We start from the raw sequence: 24119 nt of genomic DNA on the forward strand, positions 1-24119 counted from the left end.
GAATGCCTTAGTTCCGCCGCCTGCATCATCTTCAAGAGCCGCCCATTGCGAATCGGCAAGACTCGAAGCATCCCTTGCCACCCGTTCGGTCCCATCATGGTGCCGCTTGTTTGAGGTCACGACGTTGCAGAAAATTGCGCCAGGTTTCACCCTTCCTGCCTTGCGGGCGATGCTGTTTATTCTCGTTGCCCTTTCGCTCTCGGCGGCAACTCCGTTAGCGGCTCTTGCGCAGGATGCGCCACAGCCTCCTCCAAAGGCCGCCAGCATGGGCGAAGCCAAGCTGCAGGCGCATGTTGCCGAAGCCAGGAAAGTGCTGGATTCGATTGGTGCGCGATCGGGTGCGAAAGATGTAGATGATCTGCAGCTTGCCGATCTCAAGTCGCAGGCGGACGATACCCTCGGAAAACTCAACGAGCACACGGCAAGCTTGAAGCAGCGGCTGGAGCAGATCCAGGCGCGCGTCAAGGAGCTTGGCGATCCCCCGCAGGAAGGTCAGCCGCCGGAAGCCCCGGTCGTGACGGAAGAGCGCAGTCGCCTTCTGGCGGAGCGCGCGGAAGTCACTGCGGCCTCGACTGAAATCGGTCAATTGGCCAATACCGCGCGCGATCTGTCGGCGAGGATCACCGAGCAGCGCCGTCGTCTCTTCTCCGATGCCTTGCTCAAGCATACGGACCTCTCCTGGGGCGTCATGGTCGATGCAGCTTCAAGCTTCGGCGAAGAAGTGGCCGGTTTCCGGGAAACCATGGCGGGATGGCTGACCTTTGCCTGGAAATTCAAGAAACTGCAGCTGGTGGCGGCGATCGTTCTTTCGATTGGTGCGGCACTGTTGTTCCTGGCCGGGGGCTACCGCGCCCTCGGCAAAATGGTGAAACGTGATCTGAGCCTGGATAACCCGCCCTATATCACGCGCCTGTCCTTTGCCTTCTGGTCGCTGGTGCTGTCCACCATCAGCCTGTCGGCCTTTCTGACCTCGACCTATTTCTTCCTGCATAGTTTTGGTGTGTTGCGGCCCGACATCCGTCCCCTGATTGGTAGCTCCCTGGGCTTCGTCTGGGCGGTCGCTTTCGTTTCGCGGCTTTCCTCGCTGGTGCTGGCGCCAGATTTCCCGCATTGGCGGCTGGTGCGCGTCACGAATCGCGGCGCGCGGGTTCTGTTCTGGCTGTTCCTCTCCATGTCGCTGATCAACGGGCTGGACTTCGTACTGACCGAGGTGGGCGAGGTCCTTAACTCTCCGGTGGTCCTGGCTATCGTGAAAAGCCTTGCCGCCTCGCTGCTGATCGGCGCCATCATCATCATGATGTCTTTCCTCAAGCCCGTACTGGCCAAGGAAATGGACCCGGATGCCCCAGGGCGGCCGTGGCCACGCGGCTTTCCGCTCGCTCTTCGCACCATAGGCATCGCGCTCATCCTGGCGGCGCTATCGGGCTATATCGGGCTTGCTCGCTTCATGGCGACGCAAATCGTGCTGACGGGGGCTCTGCTGGTCACTGGCTATATCGGCATTTTGTCCGGCAAGGCTGTCGGCAAGCAGGGGGCCTTTGCGCAAACCTCGGTGGGGCGCTATGCGGCCGCCCGCTACAAGCTCAATGAGATCGCGCTGGATCAGATCGGTCTCGTGGCTGGCCTCAGCATCTATGCCTTTGCCATCATCTTTGTCGTGCCCATGATTCTCCTGACCTGGGGCTTCCAGATTCAGGACATTGAAGCGGCCGCCATCCGGCTCTTCACGCAGATCAGCATCGGCAACATCAATATCTCGCTGGTCGGCATCCTGATCGGCGTTCTGCTGTTCCTCGCGGGCTATATGCTCACCCGCTTTGCACAGCGCTGGATCGACCGGAATGTGATGGCGCGCAGCCAGGTGGATGCGGGCGTGCGCAACTCGGTCAAGACGGGTATCGGCTATCTGGGCCTCGGTGTGGCTGTCGTGGTGGGTGTTTCCGCGGCGGGCATCGATCTTTCCAGCCTTGCGCTGGTCGCCAGTGCGCTTTCCGTCGGTATCGGTTTCGGCCTGCAAAACATCGTGTCGAACTTCGTGTCCGGCCTCATCCTGCTGGTGGAGCGGCCGTTCAAGGTTGGCGATCACATCATTACCGGCACGACTGAAGGCATTGTGAAGCGCATTTCCGTTCGCGCAACTGAAATCGAAACCTTCCGCAAGCAGTCGATCATTGTGCCAAACTCCGATCTCATCAATGCGGCGGTGGGCAACTGGACCCATCGCAACCGCATGCAGCGGTCGGAAATTCCGGTCGGTGTTGCCTATGGCTCAGATCCGCGTCGCGTCATCGAACTGCTTCTGGAGGTTGCCGCCAGTGTGCCGCAGGTGCTTCGCAATCCGGAACCGCATGTGGAGTTCCTGCGCTTCGGCGCTTCCTCGCTGGATTTCGAGCTGCGCTTCCATGTGGCGGATATCACGGATGGCATGGGCGTGCGCAACCACATGCGCGGCGAAATCCTGCGGCGGTTTGCCGAAGAAGGAATCGAGATTCCCTTTACCAGACAGGATATCCAGGTGAGCGGAACACTCTATACGGCAAGGCCACCCGTCGCAGAAAAGCAAGCCGATGCGTCTCGTTCGCAGGAAGCTTTGGCTGGAGCGGAGGATGCCAATCCGAAGCCTTCCGTCTGAGGCGGAGGAATTTTTCCAGAGTCGCGGCAAGCGGTTCCCATGTCGTAAACAGGCGTTTGGCAAAGCCCCTGTGATTGCATAGTCAGCCCGTATTATTCCGCCGCACCTGCCACGGGTTCGCGGCCATATCAGAGGGGTCGTATCGATGAAATCACATGCGAGGGCAGTCGTCGTTGGCGGCGGCGTTGTCGGCGTATCAACGCTCTATCATCTGGCCAAGAAGGGTTGGAGCGATGTCGTACTCATCGAGCGGAAGGAATTGACCTCCGGCTCCACATGGCACGCAGCCGGCTTGCTGCCGCTGTTCAACCTGTCCTATTCGGTTGGCCAGCTGCACAAATACTCCGTAAATTTCTATGAGGAGCTTCAGCAGGAAACTGGCATGAATGTCGGTTTCTCGAAGGTTTCCAACATCCGTCTCGCCCGCACGAAGGATCGCTGGGACGAGTATATGTACTATGCCGGTATCGCAGAGACGATTGGCGTCAAGGTCAATATTCTGACGCCCGAGCAGGTCAAGGAAATCTGGCCGCTGTGCGAAACCGATGGTCTGCTCGGTGCGATCCAGCATCCTGACGATGGCTATATCCAGCCTGCCGACCTCACGCAGGCGCTTGCCAAGGGCGCGCGTGATCGCGGCGCAACCATCTACCGTAACACGACTGTCACGGCCATCGAGCAGCAGCCGGACGGGCTGTGGAAGGTCACGACGGACAAGGGCGAAATCACTGCCGAGCACATCATCTCCTGTACGGGTTCCTTCGCCCGCAAAACGGGTGAGATGGTTGGTATCAACATTCCGGTCCTCCCGGTCGAGCACCAGTATATCGTCACAGAGCCGCACCCGGCCATTCAGGAGCGCCGTCGTCAGGGGCTGCCGGAAATGGGCGTCCTGCGTGAATCCGATTCCGCCTGGTACATGCGCGAAGAGGCTGGCGGCCTGATCCTTGGGCCCTACGAAGTCGGCGCGCCGGTCTGTTATGTCGATGGCCCTTCGGCGGAAAGCGAATACGAACTGTTCCAGGAGGAGCTGGATCGCTTGATGCCGCATATCGAAACCGCGATTGCGCGCGTTCCGGCATTCGGCGAAGTCGGCATCAAGAAGGTTTATAACGGCGCGATCGCCTATACGCCGGATGGTAATCCGATTGTCGGTCCGGCTCCGGGCCTCAAGAACTTCTGGCTCAACGAAGGTCATTCCTTCGGTATCACCGCGGCTGGCGGTGCTGGCTGGCAGCTGGCGGAATGGATCGTGGATGGCGAGCCCACCGTCGATCTGATGGGTGTGGATCCCCGCCGCTTCGGCCCCTATGCGACAGAGGGTTACCTCATCGCAAAGAACGAAGAGGCCTATGCAAACGTCTTCACAATGCACTATCCGGATGAGGAGCGCTCCGCTGCTCGCCCGCTGAAGACCACGCCGATTTACGATAAGCTCAAGAAGCTCGGTGGCGTCTTCGGTTCCGTTTACGGCTGGGAGCGTGCGAACTGGTATGCGCCGGAAGGCTATGAATTGCCGGAAAGCGAAAAGGGCGTTGGCGCGGACGTCATCACCAACCACAATTATGCACCGGCACTGGATGACGGGCGCTATGTCGAGAAGTGGTCCTTCCGCCGCTCGAACTACTGGCAGCATGTCGGCAATGAAGTGAAGAACGTCACGCAGAATGTCGGCGTTCTGGATATGTCGCCCTTTGCCAAGATCGAGGTTTCCGGTCCGGGTGCTCGTGCATGGCTGGAAAGCATCTTCGCAAACGCCATTCCGAAGAAGCGCGGCCGCATCACGCTGGCGCATATACTGACACCTGCAGGTGGCGTGAAGGCAGAGTTCACCATTTACGAATGGGCTCCTGGCCGCTTCTACATGGTTTCCGCCGGTGGTCTGGAAGCGCATGACCATGATCTGCTGTGGCGCCTTGCTCCGAAGGACGGTTCCGTAACGCTGCAGCCCATCACCCAGAAATACGGGGTGCTTGTGCTGGCCGGTCCGAAGTCACGCGATCTTCTGAAGAAGCTGACCCGCACCAGCCTTGAGAACAAGGATTTCCCATGGCTGACGGCGAAGCAGATCTCCGTCGGTGTGGCCACGGCTCATGCCTTGCGCGTCAACTTCGTTGGCGAACTGGGTTGGGAGCTGCATCACCCCATCGAAATGCAGAACTACATCTTCGACAAGCTGATGGAAGCTGGTGCTGAATTCGGTATCAAGCCTTTCGGTATCCGGGCCATGGTTTCCATGGCGGTGGAGAAATCCTACCGCAACATGGGCCGCGAACTGTCGATCGAGTACAATGCCTATGAATCCGGCCTGGAGCGCTTCATCAAGCCTGAGAAGCAGTTCATCGGTCGTGACGGGTTGCTGGCCTATAAGGAGAAGGGCCTGAAGTGGAACTTCAGCACGCTCGAGGTCAAGGGCACGACGGATGTCGATGCACGCGGCTCTGAGGCAATCTACAACGAGGCCGGTCAGGTGGTCGGTCGCGTCACGAGCGGCGGATATGGTTGGCGCGTTGAGAAATCTCTGGCGCTTGCCATGCTCAATCCAGAACATTCTGCAATTGGCACACGCTTGAAGGTCAAAATTCTGGGTTCGCTTTACGATGCAGAGGTTGTGGGCGAAAGCCCATTCGATCCGGACAACAATGTCCTGCGCGCCTGAATAAGACTTAATTGACCATAGTTTGGAAAGCGGCTCTTTTGGGCCGCTTTTCTATTGAAATCCATTTCTCGCCACCTTTGCGTTTAAATATTTGGCAACGTGATCTGCTTTAAATTCTCAGCAGTTGAGGAGATAGAAGGCGATCATGACTTATCTTGGCATTTCCGGCATGCAGTATACAGGCGAACAGTTTCCGGAAGCCCGGATTATTGTTGCTGAAGATTCGAACGTCTTTACGTCCATGATCCGCCAGCGGCTCAAAGAGATCTTCGGGATCGATGCGGAGATTTGCCGTACCTACGAAGATCTGATGATGGCCAATGAGCTGTCGGAAGAGCCGGTGACGCTCGCGATCTCCAACATCAATCTCCCCGGTGCGGAAAACGGCGAGGCGTTGGAATATCTGGTGGACCTGAACATTCCCACCATCGTGTTTACGGGCACGTTCCACGAGCAGACACGTGAAAAGCTGCTGGCAAAGGATATTGTCGATTACATTCTGAAGGACAATGTCTTCGCGGTGGAGATGCTGGTCGAGTCGGTTTGCCGCTTCCTCACCAATCATCGCCATCACGTGCTGATTGTCGATGATAGCCCGACGGCCCGCGCGCTGCTCTCCACGCGTCTGAAGCGCTACAATTTCCGCGTCAGCGTAGCCGAGAATGGCTCCAAGGCTATGGATATTCTCAAGAAGAACCCGGATATCGGCCTCGTTGTAACAGACTACAACATGCCTGATATCGATGGCTTCGAACTGGCTCGCCGTATTCGCTCCGTTCGCGGGTCACACGAGCTACGCATTATCGGCGTTTCGTCTTCAACGGATCGCTTGCTCTCCGCACGGTTCCTGAAGGCTGGCGGCAATGACTTCATGCTGCGCCCCTTCATTGACGAAGAGTTCTATTGCCGCGTGAATCAGAACCTCGATACCCTGGTTCAGATCAAGAGCAATCAGGCCAACAAGCAGCGCCCTGCGGCTTGACGTAAACAGACCTCCCGAGCTCAGAGGCGACCTTCAGGGTCGCCTCTTTGCGTTTGGTCAGGCTGAAATGCGGGCGCGCGGCGTGCTGGAAACCAGCTTGCGGTCTGCGCGTTCCTGCTGCGGCGAGCGGTTGTAGACTTCGCGATAACACTTCGAAAAATGCGAGGCGGAAACAAAGCCGCAGGCAACGGCAACTTCGACAATCGGCATGGATGATTGCACCAGAAGGTGGCGTGCGCGATCCAGCCGGATTTCCAGGTAATAGCGGGCAGGGGAGCGCCCCATCTCCTGCGCGAACAGTCTTTCGATCTGCCGACGGGAAAGGCCAACGCTGTCAGCAATATCGACCAGCGAGAGGGGTTCGGAAAGGTTGCTCTCCATCAGTTCGATGATTTGCAGCACCTTGTTGTTCTGCACGCCCAGCCGCGCCCGCAATGGCAGACGCTGACGGTCGTGCGGATTGCGCACACGGTCCGTCAGTTGCTGTTCGCATACGCGGTTTACCAGCGTCTCGCCAAAATCCTGACCGATGAGGTTCAGCATCATGTCCAGAGAGGCTGTGCCACCCGCACAGGTGTAGAGATTGCCATCGACCTCGTAGAGATCGGCGTAGACCTCCGCTTGCGGAAATGCTTCTGCAAAGCCGGGCAGGTTTTCCCAGTGAATGGCGCATCTTTTGCCATTCAACAGGCCGGCCTGCGCCAGCACATGGGCGCCCGTACAGAGGCTGCCAACCGCAACACCGCGATTGTAGGTCTCGCGGAGAAAGGCGAAGACCGAGCGGTTCGCGAATTCCTCCACATTGATGCCGGAACAGATCAGCACCATGTTGGGGCGGTGTTCACCGCCCAGGTTGCGCCGCTCATCGGTGAGGGAAGAATCAACCTCCACCGCGATGCCGCTTGAGGAATAGACCTTCTGGCCATCGGCCGAGGTCAGCCGCCATTCGTAGGCACTATAGCCTAGCATACGGTTGGCAATCCGCAGTGTTTCGACTGCGGCAGCAAACGGCAGCAACGTGAATTCCGGGACGAGGAAGAAGACTAGCGTTCTTTTTTTGACCTGCGGTTTTGTGGTCATGTGAGGGCTCCGTGGCAAGCCCCTATTCCTTGCGTGAACAGTCGGGCTGCAGTGTTCTGAAAGCGACATTGAAGCAACGAACGGCGGCGCGCAAGATGTTCTGTGTGCGACAGGCCGGGAACTGCTCACATTGCGGCGATAAAACCTGCCCCGTGGCTCTCTTCAAGAGAGCGGCTGTTTGGCAGAATGGTATTGCCGATGTCGGCACAGATCTGCCGCCGGCCAGCCAATGTCCTTGCGAAGATCAAGCGGCAAGGCTTCAAGGTGAGCCAGTTCCCTGTGCTGGCGGTAGGCTCGCGCAAGCCGATCAATGAACCGTGCCGGAAGGCTTTGCAGCCCCTTCAAGGGCGAAACGGCAGGTATAGGCGACATTTCAAGGGCAGGGCAGGTTGTGCAGGACATGATCGGCTCCTTTCGATATCTCGAAAGGTCGCATGAGATAAATTATCAAAAAAGAAAATGTTTTTGATGTGAAATATCAAAATGAGTGATTCTTCTGGTGCGGAATTGCTTTCAATTGACTGTAAGGGAAATAAACTGGTATCCTCTTCAATATAAGTTTTTTTGAAAGATAGGATTATGACGGTTCCTTTCCGCGCCAATCTTCCGCTGCTCGATAATGACGTGCTGCGAACATTTATTGCGATAGCGGATACAGGAAATTTCTCTACGGCTGCCGAAGCGGTTTTGCGCACGCCATCGGCAGTTTCCATGCAGATCAAGAAGCTCGAGGATCAGTTGCGCACGACGCTCTTTTTGCGTGATGCGCGCTCCGTCAGTCTTACGCCGCAGGGTGAAATCCTGCTGTCCTATGCAAGGCGGCTTATCGCGCTTTCCAATGAGGCCGTTTCGCGCTTCGTCATGCCGGAACTGTCTGGCGTTGTCCGCCTGGGCGCTGCGGATGACATCGCCGAACGCCTTCTGCCCGGTATCCTGCGCGATTTCGCCAGTAAGTTCCCGGGCATCATGGTCGATGTGACGGTCGATTCCAGTACGAACTTACGCAAGCGCATAGAAGAACAGCGCCTGGATCTTGCGCTTATCAACACCTCCTCCCGCCAGTTGCAAAGCGAAGGCGAGGTTGTCTACACCGAAAAGCTGGTCTGGGCCGGAGCGAAATGCGGTGCTGCCCATTTGCAGGATCCGCTGCCGGTTTCGATCTGGGAAGACGGTTGCCTCTGGCGGCAGGATGCGTTGCGCAAGCTGGATGAGGCGAAGCGCCCCTATCGCATTGCCTATCTCAGCGCGAGCACCATGGCGCAGCGTGCTGCGGTCATTTCCGATCTCGCCGTCGCACCGCTGGCGCGCTCCTATCTGACAGATGATATGCGGGTTTTGGGGCCGCGCGAGGGAATGCCGGAACTCATGTCTTTCGATGTGAGATTGCTGACGCTTGCGGATCTCTCGATTCCTGCCAAGGCTGTTTCGGAGACAATCCGTGAAGCCTATGCGCAAATGGAGCAGGATGCAGCCTGAGGATTGGCGCATGTGGATGAAGATCTGGCAGTTCGGCAAACGATTCTTCTGCCAGATCCAGCTTTTGCATCAAAGGAGAGCTGTCAGGTCAGCTCAGGTGTAAAATTGCTGCTGTCAGGACCACTGCTACTGAAATTACCAGCCAGCTAAATCTGAGATAAGTCCGCCGACGGTGCTCGGCGCCACTCCAGTCATAATGCATCTGTACGGCCTTTCCATTCTGTGCGCCCAGCTTCATGCCGGGTGGAGACCTTGAGACAGGCTTTCTGCCTGATCTCTTTTTATGCCATCGCCCCTGCGCGTAGCTGACCTGGATCAAACTTTCCAGAAATCAGACACGAATGTTTAATGCATGTTACGGCCCGGCATCAAGTCGTAACGGACACCACAATCTGTGGATTGGCCATATTGCGGCAAAGGATGGCTGTGGCTTACCAGATATTGCGCGTGAAACCCAGCCAAAGGTAAGTCCACAGTGGCGGCGGAAAGCGCAGATGTGAAGGTCCTGTCGCGCAATAGGGCTCGATCTCGTTCGCTAACAGCTTTTCCAGCGTATCGATGGCGATTTGCGTACCGGCGGCTGTTATCAAAAGCGGGTAGGTGGCTATGCTGTCATTCTCTGCGGGTTTGACGCGAAATTCGGCAAGAGTGGCTCCGGTATCGGTTCCCGCATCGACGAGATGCAGTGTCCCGCCGAAATTGGCTTCATCGCCTTCTACACGAGACCAGTAGCCGCCCATCTGGCCGCGATAGGCCGGATTGATTCCGGCATGAAAATTCACGATGGGGCAGGTGATTGCCGCCAGTGTCGATCGGGAAAGCAAACGGCAGGAAATCGTGAAGATCACATCGGGCCGATAGCGCTGTATCGCCGCCACGGCCTGCGCATCGTTCAGGGATGTCACGCGTGTGGTGGGAATGTCATGGTCCCGTCCCGGGTTCAGATTGAACTGCCGGATAATCTCGGCACTTCTTTGCGCGGCGACCTTTTTCCCAAGTCGCGAACACACCATCGTTCCCAACTGGCCAATTGCCTGTGCCCAGCCCAGTTTCCTTGCGCGGCGCTTCAGCACGGAAAGCTTGCTCTCGTAATCCTCTTCGATGATTTCCAGAGATGGGAAGCGCTGCTTGAGCGCGTTGACCATGACCTGCGGATTGATGCCGCCCGCGGTGAGAATGAGCAGACGCTGTGTATTCTTCGTCATGTGGTTGCCTTCGCTCCGGGGGCGTCTGACTTGAGGCGCAAATTTGCTCACAACGATGTGAACCTTTTCCTGCTTTGTACGTTAGCAGTCACGGAAATCGAATTTCCGGTTCTATGTCGTCCATTTTTTTTCTTGGAGTTATTCACCATGACGGTCAAATCGGTCTGCGTCGTCGCTGCTCTTCTCGCCTCTATGGCTTCGCTCGCTTCGTGCGGCAATACGATTCGCGGCATTGGTAAGGATACTGCCAACACGGTCAATGCCACTCAGGATGCTGGCAGAAATGTCGAGCGCGCAGCGCGCTGAGTAACTCCGGGCTTGAAGCTTGAGACATGAAAAAGGCCGTCCTTCGCCAAGCGTAAGGACGGCCTTTCTGTCCACCGGAGCATTTCCCGGTCAAAGCGGAATCATCTGAGATGCTCGCACTTGGTTTTCGGGCATTCAAAACCGCTCAACGCAGTTTGACAGACGTGGAGGGCGCGGAGGCTTACACCTTTGCCTTGGGATAGGCCTTGTCCACGCCGCCGGACTTCTGAAGGCCTTCACGAAAGGCGGTATAGGCGGGGTGCTGGCTGGATCTGGCCGCTTCCATGAGCCTGATCTGAAGCCGGCCGGGCGTGATGTTTCCCAGCCACTGACCACATTGCTGCAGCTTCAAGGTATTGAGGAAGCGTGCGCCTGAGGCATTATCAAGATACAGGTGGATGCCGTCGAGCAGCACATCGTCACCTGCCGGATTGTCCATCATCAGTTTCAGCCAGTTTTCGTGATCCTGGCTCATCCCGGCCAAGGCATCTGCAACAGTCTCACGGCTGCCAATAGAAGCGACTGCATTCATGTTTGTTCTACCCCGCAAAGCTTGATTCCTTGCTTGGAAGTTACAGGCCGGGCAAGTCGCTCTCAATAGTAGAACATACAAACATGGTTAAAGCGCAGACTTTACCTTCTCTGCCACATCCGGCGAAAGCCAACGGGTCCAGATGCCGAGATTTTCCTTGAGAAAATGCCGGGCTGCTTCCGTTTGGCTTACTTTATTGTCGTCCTTCCAGGCAATCAGCGCGCTCACCGTCGCATTTCCCCATTTGCGCTGTTGCAGATAGGATGAAATCTCCGGTTCCCTCTGGGCAAAGGCGGCGGTCATCAGGGTAAAGGCCTGCGATGTGGGGTAGGAGTTGACCTTCGGATTGAGGCAGCCGGCTACCGATGTGCAGCTATCCCACTCCAGCTGGTCGAAGGGTACGTCGAAGGACAGCTTCACCATTTCATGCCGCGCCAGAATTCCGGTCGGCGCCCAGTAATAGCCCAGCCAGCCAGTCTTTGCCGCGATTGCCTTGGCGATGGATGCTTCGAGTTCCTCGCCGCTCGATGTATTCAGCAGATCAAAACCCTTGTCCTGTGCGCCGACAGCGCGGAAAAGATTGGCTGTTGTGACACGGCAAGCCCAGTCCGGCGGGCAGCTGTGAACAACACCTCGCCCTTCGCCATTCTCCTTGGAAAAAAGTTGCGGATTGGCCAGCGCATCCTGAACGGTGCGAATGGATGGATGTGCATCGGCAATGAACTTCGGTATCCACCAGCCTTCAACGGCGCCATCGGCCAGGATTTCCGCCCCCTGAGCGAGCTTTCCGGAGCGCACGGCTTCGGAGAGCCTTTCATTGATGGAGTTGACCCAGAGTTCTGGCGCAATGTCCGGCTTGCCATTGGCAAGCATGGTTTCGAATGTCGGGATGGTGTCTCCTTTGACAAGCCGGATCTGACAGCCGAAGCCCTTTTCCAGAATGAACTTGTCCACTTCGGCTGCAATAGCGGCCGACTCCCAGTTCATGCTGGCGATCTCCACCTCGCCGCAGGCAGAGGCAGCCTGCGGCGCACTGAAGAGGGCGAGTGCCGTTCCTGCTATGGCAAAGAGTAGGCTCTGTCGCATCCCATCATCCTGGTTGCATCTATGTCGAACATGGAAAACAGCGTGTCGCAATCACCAAAAAAATCAAGTTATTTCCCTCGGTTGAGGGCGGTAAACGCGGTGTTGTGAACCCGCCTGCTTTCCATCGCGTCAGAACATTTTGAAGAAAATTGCGTCGCTGCTGAAAAAGGCATCCGGCGCTAACGCCTCGGTAACACTTATCGGGCTATCAGTTGGCCGTGGCAGCGCCGCAGAGGCTCCGGCAGGTAGTGCGTACCGGAGCCGCTTTACACGTGGCGAGCAATGTCTTGCTCTTGCGCAATGGATGCGCAGCGTTTATTTTTGTTCCAAACAATTGGATCCACGGTCAAAGCCCGCTGACGGGCGGCATTCGCCGCCGGGTGCGCTTCTCCGGGGTTCAAGGGCCCTGCGAAAAGCGCGTGCGATCAGCAAGGCGGCAACCTCTTCAGCTACGAATTTGCCGCTTTCGCATCTTGCAACGCAGGGCCTGTCTCCTGCCTTCTCTAGGGTGTCATGTCATTGGAAACCCAGGCCCGCATCTCTTTTGTTCTCGGCGGCGCACGCTCGGGAAAATCCCGTTTTGCAGAACGTCTTGCCACCGATTGCGGCCTGACGCGCCACTATATCGCAACCTCCCAGGCATGGGATGACGAGATGCGGGAGCGTATTACGCTGCATCGCATGCAGCGCGGGGAGCATTGGCAGACTCATGAAGTACCGCTTCGACTGGCGGAAGCTCTTGCGAAAATATCCGAGCCGCAAAACGTCATTCTGGTCGATTGCCTCACCCTTTGGGTCACCAATCTGATGATGGCGGATGCGGATGTCGATGCGGAGGCTGAATTGCTGATTGCCAGCCTTCGCGATTTTCAAGGCAAGGTTATATTCGTCTCCAATGAAGTCGGCCTCGGCATCGTGCCCGAGAATCGCATGGCCCGCCAGTTCCGGGACCATGCGGGGCGCCTTCACCAGCGTCTGGCGGAGGTTGCCGATGAGGTCTTCTTCATTGCCGCGGGGCTACCGCTCAAAATGAAGTAGCGGTTTTGGTCTAGAAGCCAAGCCACATGCGAACGGGGTGGTTGGGGTCTGACAGCAGCTTTGTCGCCAGCGCAATACAGGTGATGACCAGAAGCGGCTTGATGATTTTCGCGCCGCTGCGCATGGCAAGACCGGAACCCAGTTGCGCTCCAATCAATTGCCCAGCCCCCATAACGAGCCCCACCTTCCACAAGATGGCACCGTTCAACGCAAAGACTGTCAGTGATCCAAGATTGGAGCCGAGGTTGAGAAGCTTCGTGTGCGCGGTAGCCTTCAACATGCCAAAGCCTGCCAGCATGACAAAGCCCAGCATGTAGAACGATCCGGCACCTGGTCCGAAAATGCCATCGTAAAGGGCAACCAGCGGAACTGCCGTTACCGCGAAGATGGTCGGTGTGATCCGTTGCGTGCTGTCTTCATCTGAAAGCCTCGGCTTGAGCGCGAAGAAGAGAGCAATGCCGATCAGCAGAAAGGGGATTGCTGTTGCGAGATAATGTCCGGGCACATGTGAGGCGATCAACGAACCAATGCCTGCTGCCACATAGGCAATGAGCGCCATCGGCATCTGCTTTTTCAATTTCACATGGCCACGCCGCGCATAGGCAAAGGTTGCGGAACCGGAGCCAAATGTTCCCTGCAGTTTGTTTGTCGCCAGCGCTTCCAGCGGCGGAAACCCCGCCAGCAACAAACAGGGCAGCGTCACCAGTCCACCGCCTCCGGCGATCGAATCGATGAAACCAGCCAGAACGGCAGCCGCAAACAGCAGCAGAAGAAGGTGAAAGGCGATATCGTGCACGGGGATTGACCAGTCAGAATTGAGGCTTGCGCCTTCTGTCACCGTCGCTGCCCATGTGCAAGTCTATCTCCGGTGCAAAACGTCCGATTGTGCTTGCCGGGCAGTCTTGCGTCTTTACCACCGCCAGTTATTGTGCGGACAAATTTGAGAGTAAGGATATCCGAATGCACAAGGTCATCTTCGACACCGATCCCGGCATTGACGATGCAATGGCGCTGCTTTTTCTGCACAAGCATCCTCAGATTGATCTTGTGGGCGTAACCACCGTTTTCGGTAATGCGCCGATTGAGATGACCACGCGCAATGCGCTTTACCTCGGCTCCGCCTGGGGAATTCCGGCGCCCGTTGCTGAAGGGGCAGGGCAGACCTTCGATCCCTCGCGGGGTGGAAGCTATTGGCCGACTGCCATCCATGGCGATAATGGAATCGGCAATGTCCCGATCCCGGAGAACATTGACCGGGTTGCCGATTCGCGTCCTGCATTCCAGTTCATCATCGATACGGTGCGCGCCCATCCGGGCGAAGTGACCCTGATTGCGGTCGGTCGCATGACGAATCTGGCGCTTGCCCTGAAGGCGGATCCGGAAATCACCAAGCTCGTTCGCGGCGTCATTATCATGGGCGGTGCATTCGATGTGAACGGCAATGTCTCGCCTGCGGCGGAGGCCAATATTCATGGTGATCCGGAAGCGGCGGATGTGGTGATGACGGCCCCTTGGCCGGTCGTCGTGATTGGCCTCGATGTCACGATGCAGACGGTGATGACGAGCGGCTATCTGGCGGATATGGTGGCGGAAGGCGGCTCCGATATCCAGCTTCTGTCGGATATTTCACAGCTTTATATAGACTTTTACAAGACGCGCGTGGGCGATGGCATGGTCATTCATGATAGCTGCGCGGCCGTCTATCTGGTTCGTCCCGATCTTTTTGAAACCCGCAGCGGTTCAATCCGTGTCGTCTGCGGCGGCATTGCGGACGGACAAACCATACAGAAGCCGGATGGCCGGGGTTTCCCGCCTGGCGCATGGGATGATCTGCCAAGCCAGAAGGTCGCCGTTTCCGTAAAGGCGGATGAAGTTCTTGCGGTTATCCGTGCGGCGCTTGTTTCTGGCCGGGCTGCCTGATCGCCTCGTCAACAACAAATTGCTGTTTACGCAACAGTGCCAGTGCAAAATTCCGCTCCGGGCTTCGCAGGCCATTGGCATTGAAGCCGGATTTCCCTATGTGGAACTCTAACTGACAGAATTCAGAGGATATGAGCGTGACCGCTACATTCGACAAAGTCGCCGACATCATTGCTGAAACCAGCGAAATCGATCGTGAGACCATTACGCCTGAGAGCCATACGATTGACGATCTGGGAATCGACAGCCTTGATTTCCTCGATATCGTTTTCGCGATCGACAAGGAGTTCGGCATCAAGATCCCGCTCGAGCAGTGGACTCAGGAAGTGAACGAAGGCAAGGTTTCCACCGAAGAGTACTTCGTTCTGAAGAACCTCTGCGCCAAGATCGATGAGTTGAGGGCAGCGAAGGGCTGAAATGCCATTGCTGGCGGCAAAGCCTAATGCTTCTTGAGTATTTTCAGATGATCGACCGTATCGAAGCGGTCGATCTCGATGCCAAGACTCTCCGGGCCCAATCCGTGGTGCCCAGCCATAGCCCGGTCTTTGAAGGCCATTTCCCCGGTATGCCACTCGTGCCGGGGGTTTTGCTTATTGAGACCATGGCGCAGGCGAGCGGTTTTCTCGTTCTCGCTGCTTCCGATTTTGCGGCCATGCCGTTTCTGATGTCGGTTGATGGCGCGAAAATGCGAAGCTTTGTGGAACCTGATGCGGTTCTGGATATCGATGTGTTTCTTGAGCACGAGGGTTCCGGCTACGCGGTGACCAAGGCAAAAATTTCGTCTGCGGGCAAAAAGGTCTGCGATGCGCAATTGAAATTGCGCACCATGCCGTTTGATGAAGTGCCCCTTGCCGAGATCGTGCGCAAGCGCGCCGGCGAAGTTGGACTAATGAACGCGCTTTCATCCCGTTGAGGGCGCGCATCCGAAAGGTTGAAGCTGAAATGAGCAAGTCAGCCAATGACGTTGTAATTACCGGTGTCGGCATCGTCACCTGCCGTGGCGTTGGCAAGGAACCGCATCTGGCCTTGTTGACCGGCAGCGAGATCCTTCCTCCCCATGTGGATGTGGAGCGGTTCAAGCCGTATCCGATCCATCCCATGCCGGAAATCGACTGGTCGCAGCAGATCCCCAAGCGAGGTGACCAGCGCCAGATGGAAAACTGGCAGCGTCTTGGCGTGTTCGCCGCAGGTCTGGCTCTGGAAGATGCAGGGCTGAAGGACAATGCGGATGCTTGCGGAACGATGGATATGATCGTTGCGGCAGGCGGCGGTGAGCGTGACATCAAGGTGGATAGCCTGATCGTCAACGAGGCCCTGAAGCGCAACGACCGGGAGCGGCTTCTCAATGAGAAGCTGACGACCGAACTGCGCCCGACGCTTTTCCTCGCCCAGCTTTCCAACCTGCTGGCGGGCAATATTTCCATCGTTCATAAGGTCACTGGCTCCTCGCGCACTTTTATGGGTGAGGAGGCCGCCGGTATCTCTGCGGTTGAAACCGCTTATCATCGCATCAAGGCTGGGCAGTCCACCCATTCTCTCGTCGGTGGCGCATTCGTTGCCGAACGTGCGGATATCATTCTGCTCGTTGAAGGTATCCGCGCCCATAAAACCGGTGAATGGGCACCGCTCTGGGCGCGTGATGGCTCAGAAGGCGGCGGCATGATCATGGGTTCCGTCGGTGCCTTTCTGGTGCTGGAATCGCGTGAATATGCCGAGGCCCGTGGCGCGCATATCTATGCTGTGATTGATGGTATCGAAGCTGATCGCGGCAATCGCGACAACGGCAAGTTCGAGCAGCGCCTGGAGCGTCTCGGCCAATTGGCGGAGGGCGGTGCAAAGGATGCCGTCGTTTTCTCCGGCAGCAGCGGCATGAGCGAACTGGCTTCGCGTGAAAAGTCCGTTCTGGAAAAGATTTTCCCCGGCGCACCTATTCGCGGCTTCGGCGGCGTAACCGGGCACGGGATGGAAGCACAGTTCCCGCTGGGTCTGGCGCTGGCCGCGCTTTCGCTGGATGGCAAGGCAACGGTTCCAGCCTTCGATCCGGATCATGAAGGCAGCATGCAGCAGCCGGCACACCGCGCCATTGTCACCTCCGTCGGCTATATCCGCGGCGAAGGTCTGGCAGTTCTGTCCGCGAACGGTTGAGGATCAAAGATGAGCACGAACGCATTCAGAGATCATCTGGGCCGCCCGATTGTTGCGGTTACCGGCATGGGCGTCATCACATCGCTGGGGCAGGGGCTCACTGACAACTGGTCAGCGCTGACCTCCGGCACGTCCGGCATTCACAAGATTGAGCGTTTCCCCACCGAAGGGCTCTCCACCCGCATCAGCGGTACGGTGGATTTTATCAAGCTCCCGCGTGAAAACGCTGTCGAGCGCTCCTATGCCTTCGCACATGCCACCACACAGGAAGCTCTCGCGCAGGCCGGTCTTTCAGGCGATTTTAACGGCCCTCTCTTCCTCGCCGCTCCGCCGGTCGAGCCGGAATGGAGCGCCCGTTTCGAGCTGGCAGACAGAGCGCCGCCGCCGGAGCGTGAGGACGATGCCTATGACCGCTTCCTGGCGGCCATGCGTCAGCGCCCGGATCCGGTATTTCTGGAAGCGGCGCAATTCGGCTCGATTTCGGAGCGTCTTTCCGATGCGTTCGGCACGCGTGGTCTGCCGGTCACGCTGTCCACAGCCTGCGCGTCTGGTGCAACGGCCATCCAGCTTGGCGTGGAAGCCATTCGTCAGGGCCGCACGGATCGCGCATTGACAGTCGGTACCGATGGTTCCGTCAGCGCCGAAGCCCTCATTCGCTTTGCGCTTCTGTCGGCGCTTTCCACGCAGAACGACCCGCCGGAAAAGGCATCCAAGCCCTTCAGCAAGGATCGCGACGGCTTTGTCATTGCCGAAGGTGCAGCAACCCTCGTGCTGGAATCGCTGGAATCGGCGGTTGCTCGCGGCGCGAAAGTGCTGGGCATTCTGAAAGGCTGTGGTGAAAAGGCGGATCATTTCCACCGCACGCGCTCGTCGCCGGATGGTGGGCCTGCCATTGCCACCATCCGCGCGGCCTTGGCCGATGCGGGGCTGGACGAAAGCGCCATCGGCTATATCAACGCCCATGGAACCTCCACGCCGGAAAACGACAAGATGGAATATGGTGCCATGCTGGCGGTCTTCGGGGATCGCCTGAAGGATTCCATTCCATGCTCGTCCAACAAGTCGATGATTGGTCATACGCTGACGGCGGCAGGCGCTGTCGAAGCCGTGTTCTCGATCCAGACCATGTTGACCGGCACGCTGCCGCCCACCATCAATCATGTGAATCCTGATCCTTCGATCATTCTGGATGTTGTGCCGAATGTGAAACGGGACCAGCAGGTAAAGGCGGTTCTCTCCAATTCCTTCGGGTTTGGCGGGCAGAATGCAAGTCTTGTCATGACAGCAGAGCCAGCTTAAAAGCCGGCTCCAACACATTGGCTATCCAGCACACAGTCTTTGACGCCTTCGGGCGAAGGAAAAATCTATGCGCGCTTTGCAACTGATCGATGATAGACGCCTTGAAGCAACGGACATTCCGGAGCCGGAAGCGCCTGCACCTGGTGAGGTAACGCTGCGCGTCAAGGCGGTGGCTCTCAATCACATCGATGTCTGGGGCTGGCGCGGCATGGCCTTTGCCAAGCGCAAGATGCCGCTCACCATCGGTGCGGAAGCCTCCGGCGTCGTCGAGGCTATCGGCCCCGGCGTTGCCAATGTCCTGCCGGGCCAGCTGGTTTCGATCTATGGTGCGCGCACCTGTGGCCTCTGCAAGCCGTGCCGCGAAGGCCGGGATAATCTTTGCGAACATGTTTCCGGCGTTCACGGCTTCCATCTGGATGGCTTCGCGCAGGAAAAGATCAACATTCCGGCCCGCCAGCTGGTGCCTGCACCTCCGGGTGTGGATGCGGTCGGTGCAGCGCTTGCGCCCGTTACCTTCGGCACGGTCGAACACATGCTGTTCGATAATGCCAAGCTCGAACCCGGTGAGACCATTCTCGTTCATGCCGGCGGCTCCGGCATTGGAACTGCGGCCATCCAGCTTGCCAAGAAGATTGGCTGCACCGTCATCACCACGGTTGGCTCCGATGACAAGATCGAGAAGGCAAAGGCACTGGGTGCCGATCACGTCATCAATTACCGGACCGACCGCTTCGAAGGCGTCGTGCGCAAGCTCACCAAGAAGAAGGGCGTCGATGTCGTCTTCGAACATGTCGGCAAGGACACCTGGGCTGGCTCGATGCTGTGCCTGAAGCGCGGCGGCCGTCTGGTCACCTGCGGTTCCACCTCCGGTGTCTCGACAGATATGAACCTGATGATGCTGTTCCAGCAGCAGTTGAAGCTGCTTGGCTCCTTCGGTTGCCGCATGGAAAACATGGCCAATGCCATGCAGAAAATGGCGCGCGGCATCGTTCATCCGGTCATCGATACGGAAGTGACCTTTGACGATATCGACAAGGCCCTCCAGCGCATGGAAGGCCGCCAGATCTTCGGCAAAATCATCTTGCGGATGGATTGATCCATTGAAGATGCTGATCACGAGAATTGTGCTGGCAGCGCGCCATTTCCGGCAATGGCTGCTGGCGCAGATCGCTTTCGGCTTCCTGAATTTCCTGAAGATCTTTCCGGCTGATCCCGCCTTGAACTTCGCAGATTGGCTGGTGCGGAAAGTCGGACCTATGACCAGCCGTCACAAGCTGATGCTGGTCAACCTCGCCAACGCTTTCCCTGAGAAATCAGAAGCGGAGCGGGAGCGTATCGCGCTGGCAAGCTGGGGCAATATGGGGCGGCTTGCGGCGGAATATGTGTTTCTCGACCGTTTGTTCGATTTCGATCCGGAGGCGAAAGAGCCGGGTCGTATCGAGGTAAGTGGCATTCCGCTGTTTCTCGGTCTGCGTGACGATCCCAAGCCCTTCATCGTCTTCACGGCACATACCGGCTGTTTCGAACTTCTGCCTGTCGCGGGTTCTGCCTTCGGCCTGAACGTGACGGTCATGTTCCGCCCGCCGAACAACCCCTATATCGCGGAAAAAGTCTTCTCCTTCCGTTCCGCCAGAATGGGCAAGCTTGTGCCGTCTCACGCGGGCTCTTCCTTTGCTCTGGCGCGGCAGTTGGAGGCAGGCAAGGGCATCGGCGTGCTGGTAGACCAGAAGTTCCAGAAGGGGCTCAGCACGTCATTCTTCGGGCTGCCAGTGCAGACCAACCCGCTTCTTGCCAAGCTGGTGCGCCAGTTTGATTGCGAGGTCTATCCGGCCCGCTGCATCCGGCTTCCCGGCAATCGGTATCGGCTGGAAATCGAGCCGAAGATTGAGATCCCGCGCACCGCCACGGGTGCCGTGGACGTTCAGGCAACAGGCCAGATGCTGAACGACAAGGTGGAAAGCTGGGTCAGGGAAAACCCTGAACAGTGGCTTTGGTATCATGACCGCTGGAACATCAAGCACAGCCTCAAGCGGTGATCTGCTCTTCCAGCAGCTGCTTCAGCCTTCTCAAATCCTTTTCCACATGCCGGGCATCGCTTTCGAACTGCTCAGCAGACATGCCCGGCAGACGCGTCACCAGAAAGATTGCCTCGGCGCCGTCGCCGTTCTGCACAATGCGAAATGCGTTGTAGACGATGAGGCCGGATGGCATCTCGACCCAATGGTCCAGAACGCCCAGATCGTTCTCTGCTGCGAATGTCACCTTGACCTCACCGATTGGGCCACCATCGGCCAGCCAGTGATCGCCTGAGGGCTTCAGCCCGCTTCCCAATCCAGAGGCCCAGAGCGCCATGTTGTGTGGATTGGACGCAAAGGCGTAAACCTTTGTCCACTCACACGCGATCGATACATGGATAGCTCTGGTTTCGAATGTTGTGATCATGATCTTTCCTCCGGGCCTCTCATGCGAGATATGCCACCCCCGCCACACTTCAACAGTAACGCTCGGCCCATTGCACGCGGCGGTCAGCATCCATCCGCATCTGAAAATTTAAACGATTTGTCATGGCTTTTGCCTTGCCCCTTACCTAGTTGAGTGCCAAAACACCCGTCCAATCTCAATGGAGGCACTTCCGTGGAACAGGCAGAAATCGGCCTTATCGGTCTTGGCGTCATGGGCTCCAATCTCGCGCTTAACATCGCGGAGAAGGGCAACAAGATCGCAGTTTTCAACCGCACTCCGGAGGCAACGCGCAAATTCTATGCAGAAGCCGGTGAGTTGGCGGGGCAGATTATCCCTTGCGAAACACTGGAAGAGTTTGTCGCGGCCATTCGCCCGCCGCGCCCCATTATCATCATGATCAAGGCCGGTGATCCTGTCGATCAGCAGATGAAATTGCTGGAGCCATATTTGTCGTCCGGCGACATTATGATCGATGCTGGCAATGCCAATTTCCGCGATACGATCCGCCGTTTCGACACGCTGAAGGATAGCCCGCTGACCTTTATCGGCATGGGCGTGTCTGGCGGTGAAGAAGGCGCGCGCCACGGCCCCTCCATCATGGTCGGCGGCACGGAAGATAGCTGGAAGCGCGTTGAAAAGGTTCTCACCTCCATTTCCGCCAAATTCAATGGCGAGCCCTGCGTTGCCTGGCTTGGCAATGACGGTGCAGGCCACTTCGTCAAGACCATCCATAACGGCATCGAATATGCCGATATGCAGATGATTGCGGAGATTTACGGCATTTTGCGCGACGGTCTCAAACTGTCTGCTCCGGAAATCTCCAAGGTGTTTGGCCGCTGGAACGAAGGCCGTCTCAACTCCTATCTCATCGAAATCACCGAGAAGGTTCTGGCCGCGAACGATCCCATCAGCGGCAAGCCGATGGTCGATGTCATTCTCGATGCCGCTGGCCAGAAGGGCACCGGCAAATGGTCCGTTATCGAGGCTCAAAACCTCGGCGTCGCTGCCACGGGCATTGAAGCTGCCGTTGCTGGCCGCGTTCTCTCCTCCCAGAAGGAAGAGCGTGTTGCTGCTGAAAAGATTTTCGGCCTGCCGCAAACGGTGGCCATGCCTGGCACAGACGGTCTTTCCTTCCTGGACGATCTGGAAAATGCGCTGCTGGCGGCAAAAATCGCTGCCTATGCACAGGGTTTTGCCGTCATGGCAGCGGCGTCCAAGGAGTATGGCTGGAACCTGCCAATGCCAACCATTGCCAAGATCTGGCGCGCGGGCTGCATCATTCGCTCGCAGTTCCTGGATGAGATCACATCGGCCTTCACCAAGGATCCGGATGTTGCCAACCTCATCGTAACGCCTGCTTTCGCGCAGCTGGTTCAGGAAACGGATGGCGCGCTTCGCCGCGTTGTTTCCACGGCGGTCATGTCGGGCCTGCCCGTTCCGGCGCTTGCCTCTGCGCTTTCCTACTTCGATACCTATCGTCGTGGGCGTGGCACGGCCAACCTCATTCAGGCGCAGCGTGATTTCTTCGGCGCGCATGGTTTCGACCGCGTGGATGGTGTGGACAAGCATCACGGTCCCTGGGGCAGCGGCCTCAACGCCTGATCAAGCATCAAAGGCCGACGGGGCATCCCTTTGCTTCGTCGGCTGTTTTTCGCCGCGTCAACATTCGGCTGCGGCTTATCCATTTCAGTGTCCGATTTCGGAGGAGAACTCATGGCCTGGCAACCGGCTGAAGACCGCTATTCCCGCATGAAATACAATCGCTGTGGCCGTTCGGGCCTGAAGCTTCCGGCGATTTCGCTCGGGCTCTGGCATAATTTCGGCGATGATACGCCGCATGAACGCAAGCGGGATATCTGCCGCACGGCATTTGATCTCGGTATCACGCATTTCGATCTTGCCAATAATTACGGCCCGCTGCCGGGTAGCGCCGAGCTTGCCTTCGGGGAGATCCTGAAGACCGATTTCGCTGGCTACCGCGATGAGCTGATCATCTCCTCCAAGGCGGGCTATAACATGTGGCCGGGTCCCTATGGCGAATGGGGAAGCCGCAAATACCTGATCGCCTCATGCGATCAGTCCTTGAAGCGCATGGGGCTCGATTACGTCGATATCTTCTACTCGCACCGCTTCGATCCCGATACGCCGCTGGAAGAAACCTGCGGCGCGCTGGATCACATCGTGCGGTCCGGCCGCGCGCTCTATGTCGGCATCTCGTCCTACAATTCCAGGCGCACGCGTGAAGCCGCAGCCATTCTGAAGGATCTTGGCACGCCGTGCCTGATCCATCAGCCGAGCTATTCCATCATCAACCGCTGGGTTGAGGAGGATAGCCTCCTGGATACGCTGGATGATCTCGGCATCGGCTCCATCGTCTTTTCGCCATTGGCGCAGGGCATGCTCACCTCCAAATATCTCGGTGGCATCCCGGATGACAGCCGTGCCGCACAGGGCAAGTCCCTGCGTCCAGCCTTCCTCAACGATCGCAACATCGAGAACCTGCGTGGCCTGAACGCCATTGCAGAGAAGCGTGGCCAGACGCTGGCCCAGATGGCAATCGCCTGGGTTCTCCGTGGTGGTCGCGTTACCTCTGCCCTGATTGGTGCCAGCCGTTCGGAGCAGGTGGTGGATTGCGTCGCGGCCTTGGATAAGCCTGACTTTACGGAAGCGGAACTGGCTGAAATCGAAGTCTTTGCCAAGGATGCGGATATCAACCTCTGGGCCGCTTCGGCTGAGCGTGAAGGTCCGTCCCGCTAAATATGGTTCGGAAGGAGTGCCGCGCTTTTTTTGTGGCGCTCCTTCCAGTTTTGCTTGAAATAATCCTCTTAAGTCCAAGCTAATATTAATAAAACTTAATATTCGGTTCACGCCCCATTCATTTAGAAAACTCTAATATGTCCTTGTAAGTTCATGAAATACGAGGATTGAAACATGAAGCGCTTCATCACCCTGTTGACTGCTGCCACCATTCTGGCAGCGCCCATGGCGCAGGCTCAGGACCACCGTTCGAAGGCGCATGATCGTGGCCGCACGGTCGAGCGGACGATCATCGAGAAGCGCACCATCGTGAAGAAGCCGCGCTGGCATCGCGGTCAAAAACTGTCGCGTGCCGAGCGTGCGCGCCTGCGCGAAATCCGGGATTACCGCCGTTACCGCCTTTCCGCACCGCCGCGTGGTTATCATTGGGTGCGGGTGGAGAACCAGTTCCTGCTGGTCGGCATCACCAGCGGCGTCATCTCCAGCATTATCGCGGGTCGATAACAGAAAGAAAGCGGCGGTTTGAACCCGCCGCTTTT

The 24119-nt window shown here is 57.5% G+C and carries 23 protein-coding genes; 16 read left to right on the forward strand and 7 right to left on the reverse strand.

What is annotated here, in order from left to right; translation table 11 throughout:
* Window positions 1–124 precede the first annotated feature (124 nt).
* The 3 genes from ACFSE1_RS01570 (at window position 125) to ACFSE1_RS01580 (ending at window position 6273) form a co-directional block, all read left to right on the forward strand.
* Window positions 125–2632, forward strand: coding sequence for a mechanosensitive ion channel family protein (locus ACFSE1_RS01570; protein WP_377395553.1), 2508 nt, complete (start codon window positions 125–127; stop codon window positions 2630–2632).
* A gap of 145 nt (window positions 2633–2777) precedes the next feature.
* A complete protein-coding gene (locus ACFSE1_RS01575; protein WP_377395556.1) occupies window positions 2778–5291 on the forward strand; it encodes a GcvT family protein in 2514 nt (837 codons plus the stop codon).
* A 145-nt stretch (window positions 5292–5436) separates the two neighbouring features.
* Complete coding sequence (locus ACFSE1_RS01580; protein WP_377395559.1) at window positions 5437–6273, forward strand: response regulator; 837 nt, start codon at window positions 5437–5439, stop codon at window positions 6271–6273.
* A gap of 57 nt (window positions 6274–6330) precedes the next feature.
* Here ACFSE1_RS01580 and ACFSE1_RS01585 read toward each other — a convergent pair whose 3' ends face one another.
* Window positions 6331–7353 (reverse strand): GlxA family transcriptional regulator, encoded by a 1023-nt coding sequence (locus ACFSE1_RS01585; protein ID WP_377395563.1) that lies wholly within the window; start codon window positions 7351–7353, stop codon window positions 6331–6333.
* A 162-nt stretch (window positions 7354–7515) separates the two neighbouring features.
* A complete protein-coding gene (locus ACFSE1_RS01590; protein WP_377395566.1) occupies window positions 7516–7755 on the reverse strand; it encodes a hypothetical protein in 240 nt (79 codons plus the stop codon).
* A 177-nt stretch (window positions 7756–7932) separates the two neighbouring features.
* Between ACFSE1_RS01590 and ACFSE1_RS01595 the strand changes: the two genes are divergently transcribed.
* Complete coding sequence (locus ACFSE1_RS01595) at window positions 7933–8829, forward strand: LysR substrate-binding domain-containing protein (protein WP_377395569.1); 897 nt, start codon at window positions 7933–7935, stop codon at window positions 8827–8829.
* A gap of 431 nt (window positions 8830–9260) precedes the next feature.
* Here ACFSE1_RS01595 and ACFSE1_RS01600 read toward each other — a convergent pair whose 3' ends face one another.
* Window positions 9261–10034: a formyl transferase gene (locus ACFSE1_RS01600; protein ID WP_377395572.1), complete on the reverse strand. Its 774-nt coding sequence runs from the start codon at window positions 10032–10034 to the stop codon at window positions 9261–9263.
* 192 nt (window positions 10035–10226) lie between these two features.
* Between ACFSE1_RS01600 and ACFSE1_RS01605 the strand changes: the two genes are divergently transcribed.
* The gene (locus tag ACFSE1_RS01605; protein WP_377396545.1) at window positions 10227–10340 is read left to right on the forward strand and encodes an entericidin domain-containing protein; all 114 of its coding nucleotides are present in this window, start codon (window positions 10227–10229) and stop codon (window positions 10338–10340) included.
* A gap of 181 nt (window positions 10341–10521) precedes the next feature.
* On the opposite strand, the gene ACFSE1_RS01610 is transcribed toward ACFSE1_RS01605, so the two are convergent.
* Together ACFSE1_RS01610 and ACFSE1_RS01615 are read right to left on the reverse strand one after the other, a co-directional pair.
* Complete coding sequence (locus ACFSE1_RS01610; RefSeq protein WP_377395575.1) at window positions 10522–10872, reverse strand: hypothetical protein; 351 nt, start codon at window positions 10870–10872, stop codon at window positions 10522–10524.
* A gap of 87 nt (window positions 10873–10959) precedes the next feature.
* Window positions 10960–11958 (reverse strand): glycine betaine ABC transporter substrate-binding protein, encoded by a 999-nt coding sequence (locus ACFSE1_RS01615; RefSeq protein ID WP_377395578.1) that lies wholly within the window; start codon window positions 11956–11958, stop codon window positions 10960–10962.
* 513 nt (window positions 11959–12471) lie between these two features.
* Here ACFSE1_RS01615 and cobU point away from each other — a divergent pair.
* Window positions 12472–12996, forward strand: coding sequence for a bifunctional adenosylcobinamide kinase/adenosylcobinamide-phosphate guanylyltransferase (gene cobU, locus ACFSE1_RS01620; protein WP_377395581.1), 525 nt, complete (start codon window positions 12472–12474; stop codon window positions 12994–12996).
* 10 nt (window positions 12997–13006) lie between these two features.
* Here the strand turns inward: cobU and ACFSE1_RS01625 are convergent, their stop codons facing one another.
* Window positions 13007–13792, reverse strand: a complete 786-nt coding sequence (locus ACFSE1_RS01625) for a TSUP family transporter (RefSeq protein ID WP_377396547.1) — start codon at window positions 13790–13792, stop codon at window positions 13007–13009.
* Between the two features lie 164 nt (window positions 13793–13956).
* Here ACFSE1_RS01625 and ACFSE1_RS01630 point away from each other — a divergent pair, with 164 nt between their 5' ends.
* The 7 genes from ACFSE1_RS01630 to ACFSE1_RS01660 all read left to right on the forward strand — a co-directional run bounded on the left by ACFSE1_RS01630 (window position 13957) and on the right by ACFSE1_RS01660 (window position 20396).
* Complete coding sequence (locus tag ACFSE1_RS01630; protein WP_377395584.1) at window positions 13957–14916, forward strand: nucleoside hydrolase; 960 nt, start codon at window positions 13957–13959, stop codon at window positions 14914–14916.
* Between the two features lie 131 nt (window positions 14917–15047).
* A complete protein-coding gene (locus ACFSE1_RS01635; RefSeq protein ID WP_137137101.1) occupies window positions 15048–15332 on the forward strand; it encodes an acyl carrier protein in 285 nt (94 codons plus the stop codon).
* A 26-nt stretch (window positions 15333–15358) separates the two neighbouring features.
* On the forward strand, window positions 15359–15829 hold the full coding sequence (locus ACFSE1_RS01640; RefSeq protein ID WP_377395588.1) for a 3-hydroxyacyl-ACP dehydratase FabZ family protein: 471 nt from the start codon (window positions 15359–15361) through the stop codon (window positions 15827–15829).
* A 29-nt stretch (window positions 15830–15858) separates the two neighbouring features.
* Window positions 15859–17061, forward strand: coding sequence for a beta-ketoacyl-ACP synthase (locus tag ACFSE1_RS01645; RefSeq protein WP_377395591.1), 1203 nt, complete (start codon window positions 15859–15861; stop codon window positions 17059–17061).
* A gap of 9 nt (window positions 17062–17070) precedes the next feature.
* Window positions 17071–18360 carry a beta-ketoacyl-ACP synthase gene (locus ACFSE1_RS01650; protein WP_377395594.1) on the forward strand — a complete coding sequence of 430 codons (1290 nt, stop codon included), beginning with the start codon at window positions 17071–17073 and terminating at the stop codon, window positions 18358–18360.
* 67 nt (window positions 18361–18427) lie between these two features.
* Complete coding sequence (locus tag ACFSE1_RS01655) at window positions 18428–19456, forward strand: zinc-binding dehydrogenase (protein WP_377395597.1); 1029 nt, start codon at window positions 18428–18430, stop codon at window positions 19454–19456.
* A 4-nt stretch (window positions 19457–19460) separates the two neighbouring features.
* A complete protein-coding gene (locus ACFSE1_RS01660; protein ID WP_377395600.1) occupies window positions 19461–20396 on the forward strand; it encodes a lipid A biosynthesis lauroyl acyltransferase in 936 nt (311 codons plus the stop codon).
* Here ACFSE1_RS01660 and ACFSE1_RS01665 read toward each other — a convergent pair.
* The gene (locus ACFSE1_RS01665; RefSeq protein ID WP_377395603.1) at window positions 20386–20802 is read right to left on the reverse strand and encodes an SRPBCC family protein; all 417 of its coding nucleotides are present in this window, start codon (window positions 20800–20802) and stop codon (window positions 20386–20388) included. The genes ACFSE1_RS01660 and ACFSE1_RS01665 overlap by 11 nt on opposite strands.
* Window positions 20803–20994: 192 nt before the next feature.
* Here ACFSE1_RS01665 and gndA point away from each other — a divergent pair, with 192 nt between their 5' ends.
* From gndA to ACFSE1_RS01680, 3 genes are all read left to right on the forward strand, one after another.
* Window positions 20995–22425 carry an NADP-dependent phosphogluconate dehydrogenase gene (gene gndA, locus ACFSE1_RS01670; protein WP_377395606.1) on the forward strand — a complete coding sequence of 477 codons (1431 nt, stop codon included), beginning with the start codon at window positions 20995–20997 and terminating at the stop codon, window positions 22423–22425.
* A 111-nt stretch (window positions 22426–22536) separates the two neighbouring features.
* Window positions 22537–23580, forward strand: a complete 1044-nt coding sequence (mgrA, locus tag ACFSE1_RS01675; RefSeq protein ID WP_377395609.1) for an L-glyceraldehyde 3-phosphate reductase — start codon at window positions 22537–22539, stop codon at window positions 23578–23580.
* A 174-nt stretch (window positions 23581–23754) separates the two neighbouring features.
* Window positions 23755–24084, forward strand: a complete 330-nt coding sequence (locus ACFSE1_RS01680; RefSeq protein WP_377395612.1) for an RcnB family protein — start codon at window positions 23755–23757, stop codon at window positions 24082–24084.
* Window positions 24085–24119 lie beyond the last annotated feature (35 nt).

The sequence above is a fragment of the Affinirhizobium helianthi genome, assembly GCF_042680945.1.
Lineage (GTDB): Bacteria > Pseudomonadota > Alphaproteobacteria > Rhizobiales > Rhizobiaceae > Neorhizobium > Neorhizobium helianthi.

Excerpts from the sequence above, each read along its gene's own strand:
- ACFSE1_RS01575 (WP_377395556.1), top strand. The coding sequence starts at position 2,778 with ATGAAATCACATGCGAGGGCAGTCGTCGTTGGCGGCGGCGTTGTCGGC.
- ACFSE1_RS01580 (WP_377395559.1), top strand. The coding sequence starts at position 5,437 with ATGACTTATCTTGGCATTTCCGGCATGCAGTATACAGGCGAACAGTTT.
- ACFSE1_RS01585 (WP_377395563.1), bottom strand. The coding sequence starts at position 7,353 with ATGACCACAAAACCGCAGGTCAAAAAAAGAACGCTAGTCTTCTTCCTC.
- ACFSE1_RS01590 (WP_377395566.1), bottom strand. The coding sequence starts at position 7,755 with ATGTCCTGCACAACCTGCCCTGCCCTTGAAATGTCGCCTATACCTGCC.
- ACFSE1_RS01595 (WP_377395569.1), top strand. The coding sequence starts at position 7,933 with ATGACGGTTCCTTTCCGCGCCAATCTTCCGCTGCTCGATAATGACGTG.
- ACFSE1_RS01600 (WP_377395572.1), bottom strand. The coding sequence starts at position 10,034 with ATGACGAAGAATACACAGCGTCTGCTCATTCTCACCGCGGGCGGCATC.
- ACFSE1_RS01605 (WP_377396545.1), top strand. The coding sequence starts at position 10,227 with ATGGCTTCGCTCGCTTCGTGCGGCAATACGATTCGCGGCATTGGTAAG.
- ACFSE1_RS01610 (WP_377395575.1), bottom strand. The coding sequence starts at position 10,872 with ATGAATGCAGTCGCTTCTATTGGCAGCCGTGAGACTGTTGCAGATGCC.
- ACFSE1_RS01615 (WP_377395578.1), bottom strand. The coding sequence starts at position 11,958 with ATGCGACAGAGCCTACTCTTTGCCATAGCAGGAACGGCACTCGCCCTC.
- cobU (WP_377395581.1), top strand. The coding sequence starts at position 12,472 with ATGTCATTGGAAACCCAGGCCCGCATCTCTTTTGTTCTCGGCGGCGCA.
- ACFSE1_RS01630 (WP_377395584.1), top strand. The coding sequence starts at position 13,957 with ATGCACAAGGTCATCTTCGACACCGATCCCGGCATTGACGATGCAATG.
- ACFSE1_RS01635 (WP_137137101.1), top strand. The coding sequence starts at position 15,048 with ATGAGCGTGACCGCTACATTCGACAAAGTCGCCGACATCATTGCTGAA.
- ACFSE1_RS01640 (WP_377395588.1), top strand. The coding sequence starts at position 15,359 with ATGCTTCTTGAGTATTTTCAGATGATCGACCGTATCGAAGCGGTCGAT.
- ACFSE1_RS01645 (WP_377395591.1), top strand. The coding sequence starts at position 15,859 with ATGAGCAAGTCAGCCAATGACGTTGTAATTACCGGTGTCGGCATCGTC.
- ACFSE1_RS01650 (WP_377395594.1), top strand. The coding sequence starts at position 17,071 with ATGAGCACGAACGCATTCAGAGATCATCTGGGCCGCCCGATTGTTGCG.
- ACFSE1_RS01655 (WP_377395597.1), top strand. The coding sequence starts at position 18,428 with ATGCGCGCTTTGCAACTGATCGATGATAGACGCCTTGAAGCAACGGAC.
- ACFSE1_RS01665 (WP_377395603.1), bottom strand. The coding sequence starts at position 20,802 with ATGATCACAACATTCGAAACCAGAGCTATCCATGTATCGATCGCGTGT.
- mgrA (WP_377395609.1), top strand. The coding sequence starts at position 22,537 with ATGGCCTGGCAACCGGCTGAAGACCGCTATTCCCGCATGAAATACAAT.
- ACFSE1_RS01680 (WP_377395612.1), top strand. The coding sequence starts at position 23,755 with ATGAAGCGCTTCATCACCCTGTTGACTGCTGCCACCATTCTGGCAGCG.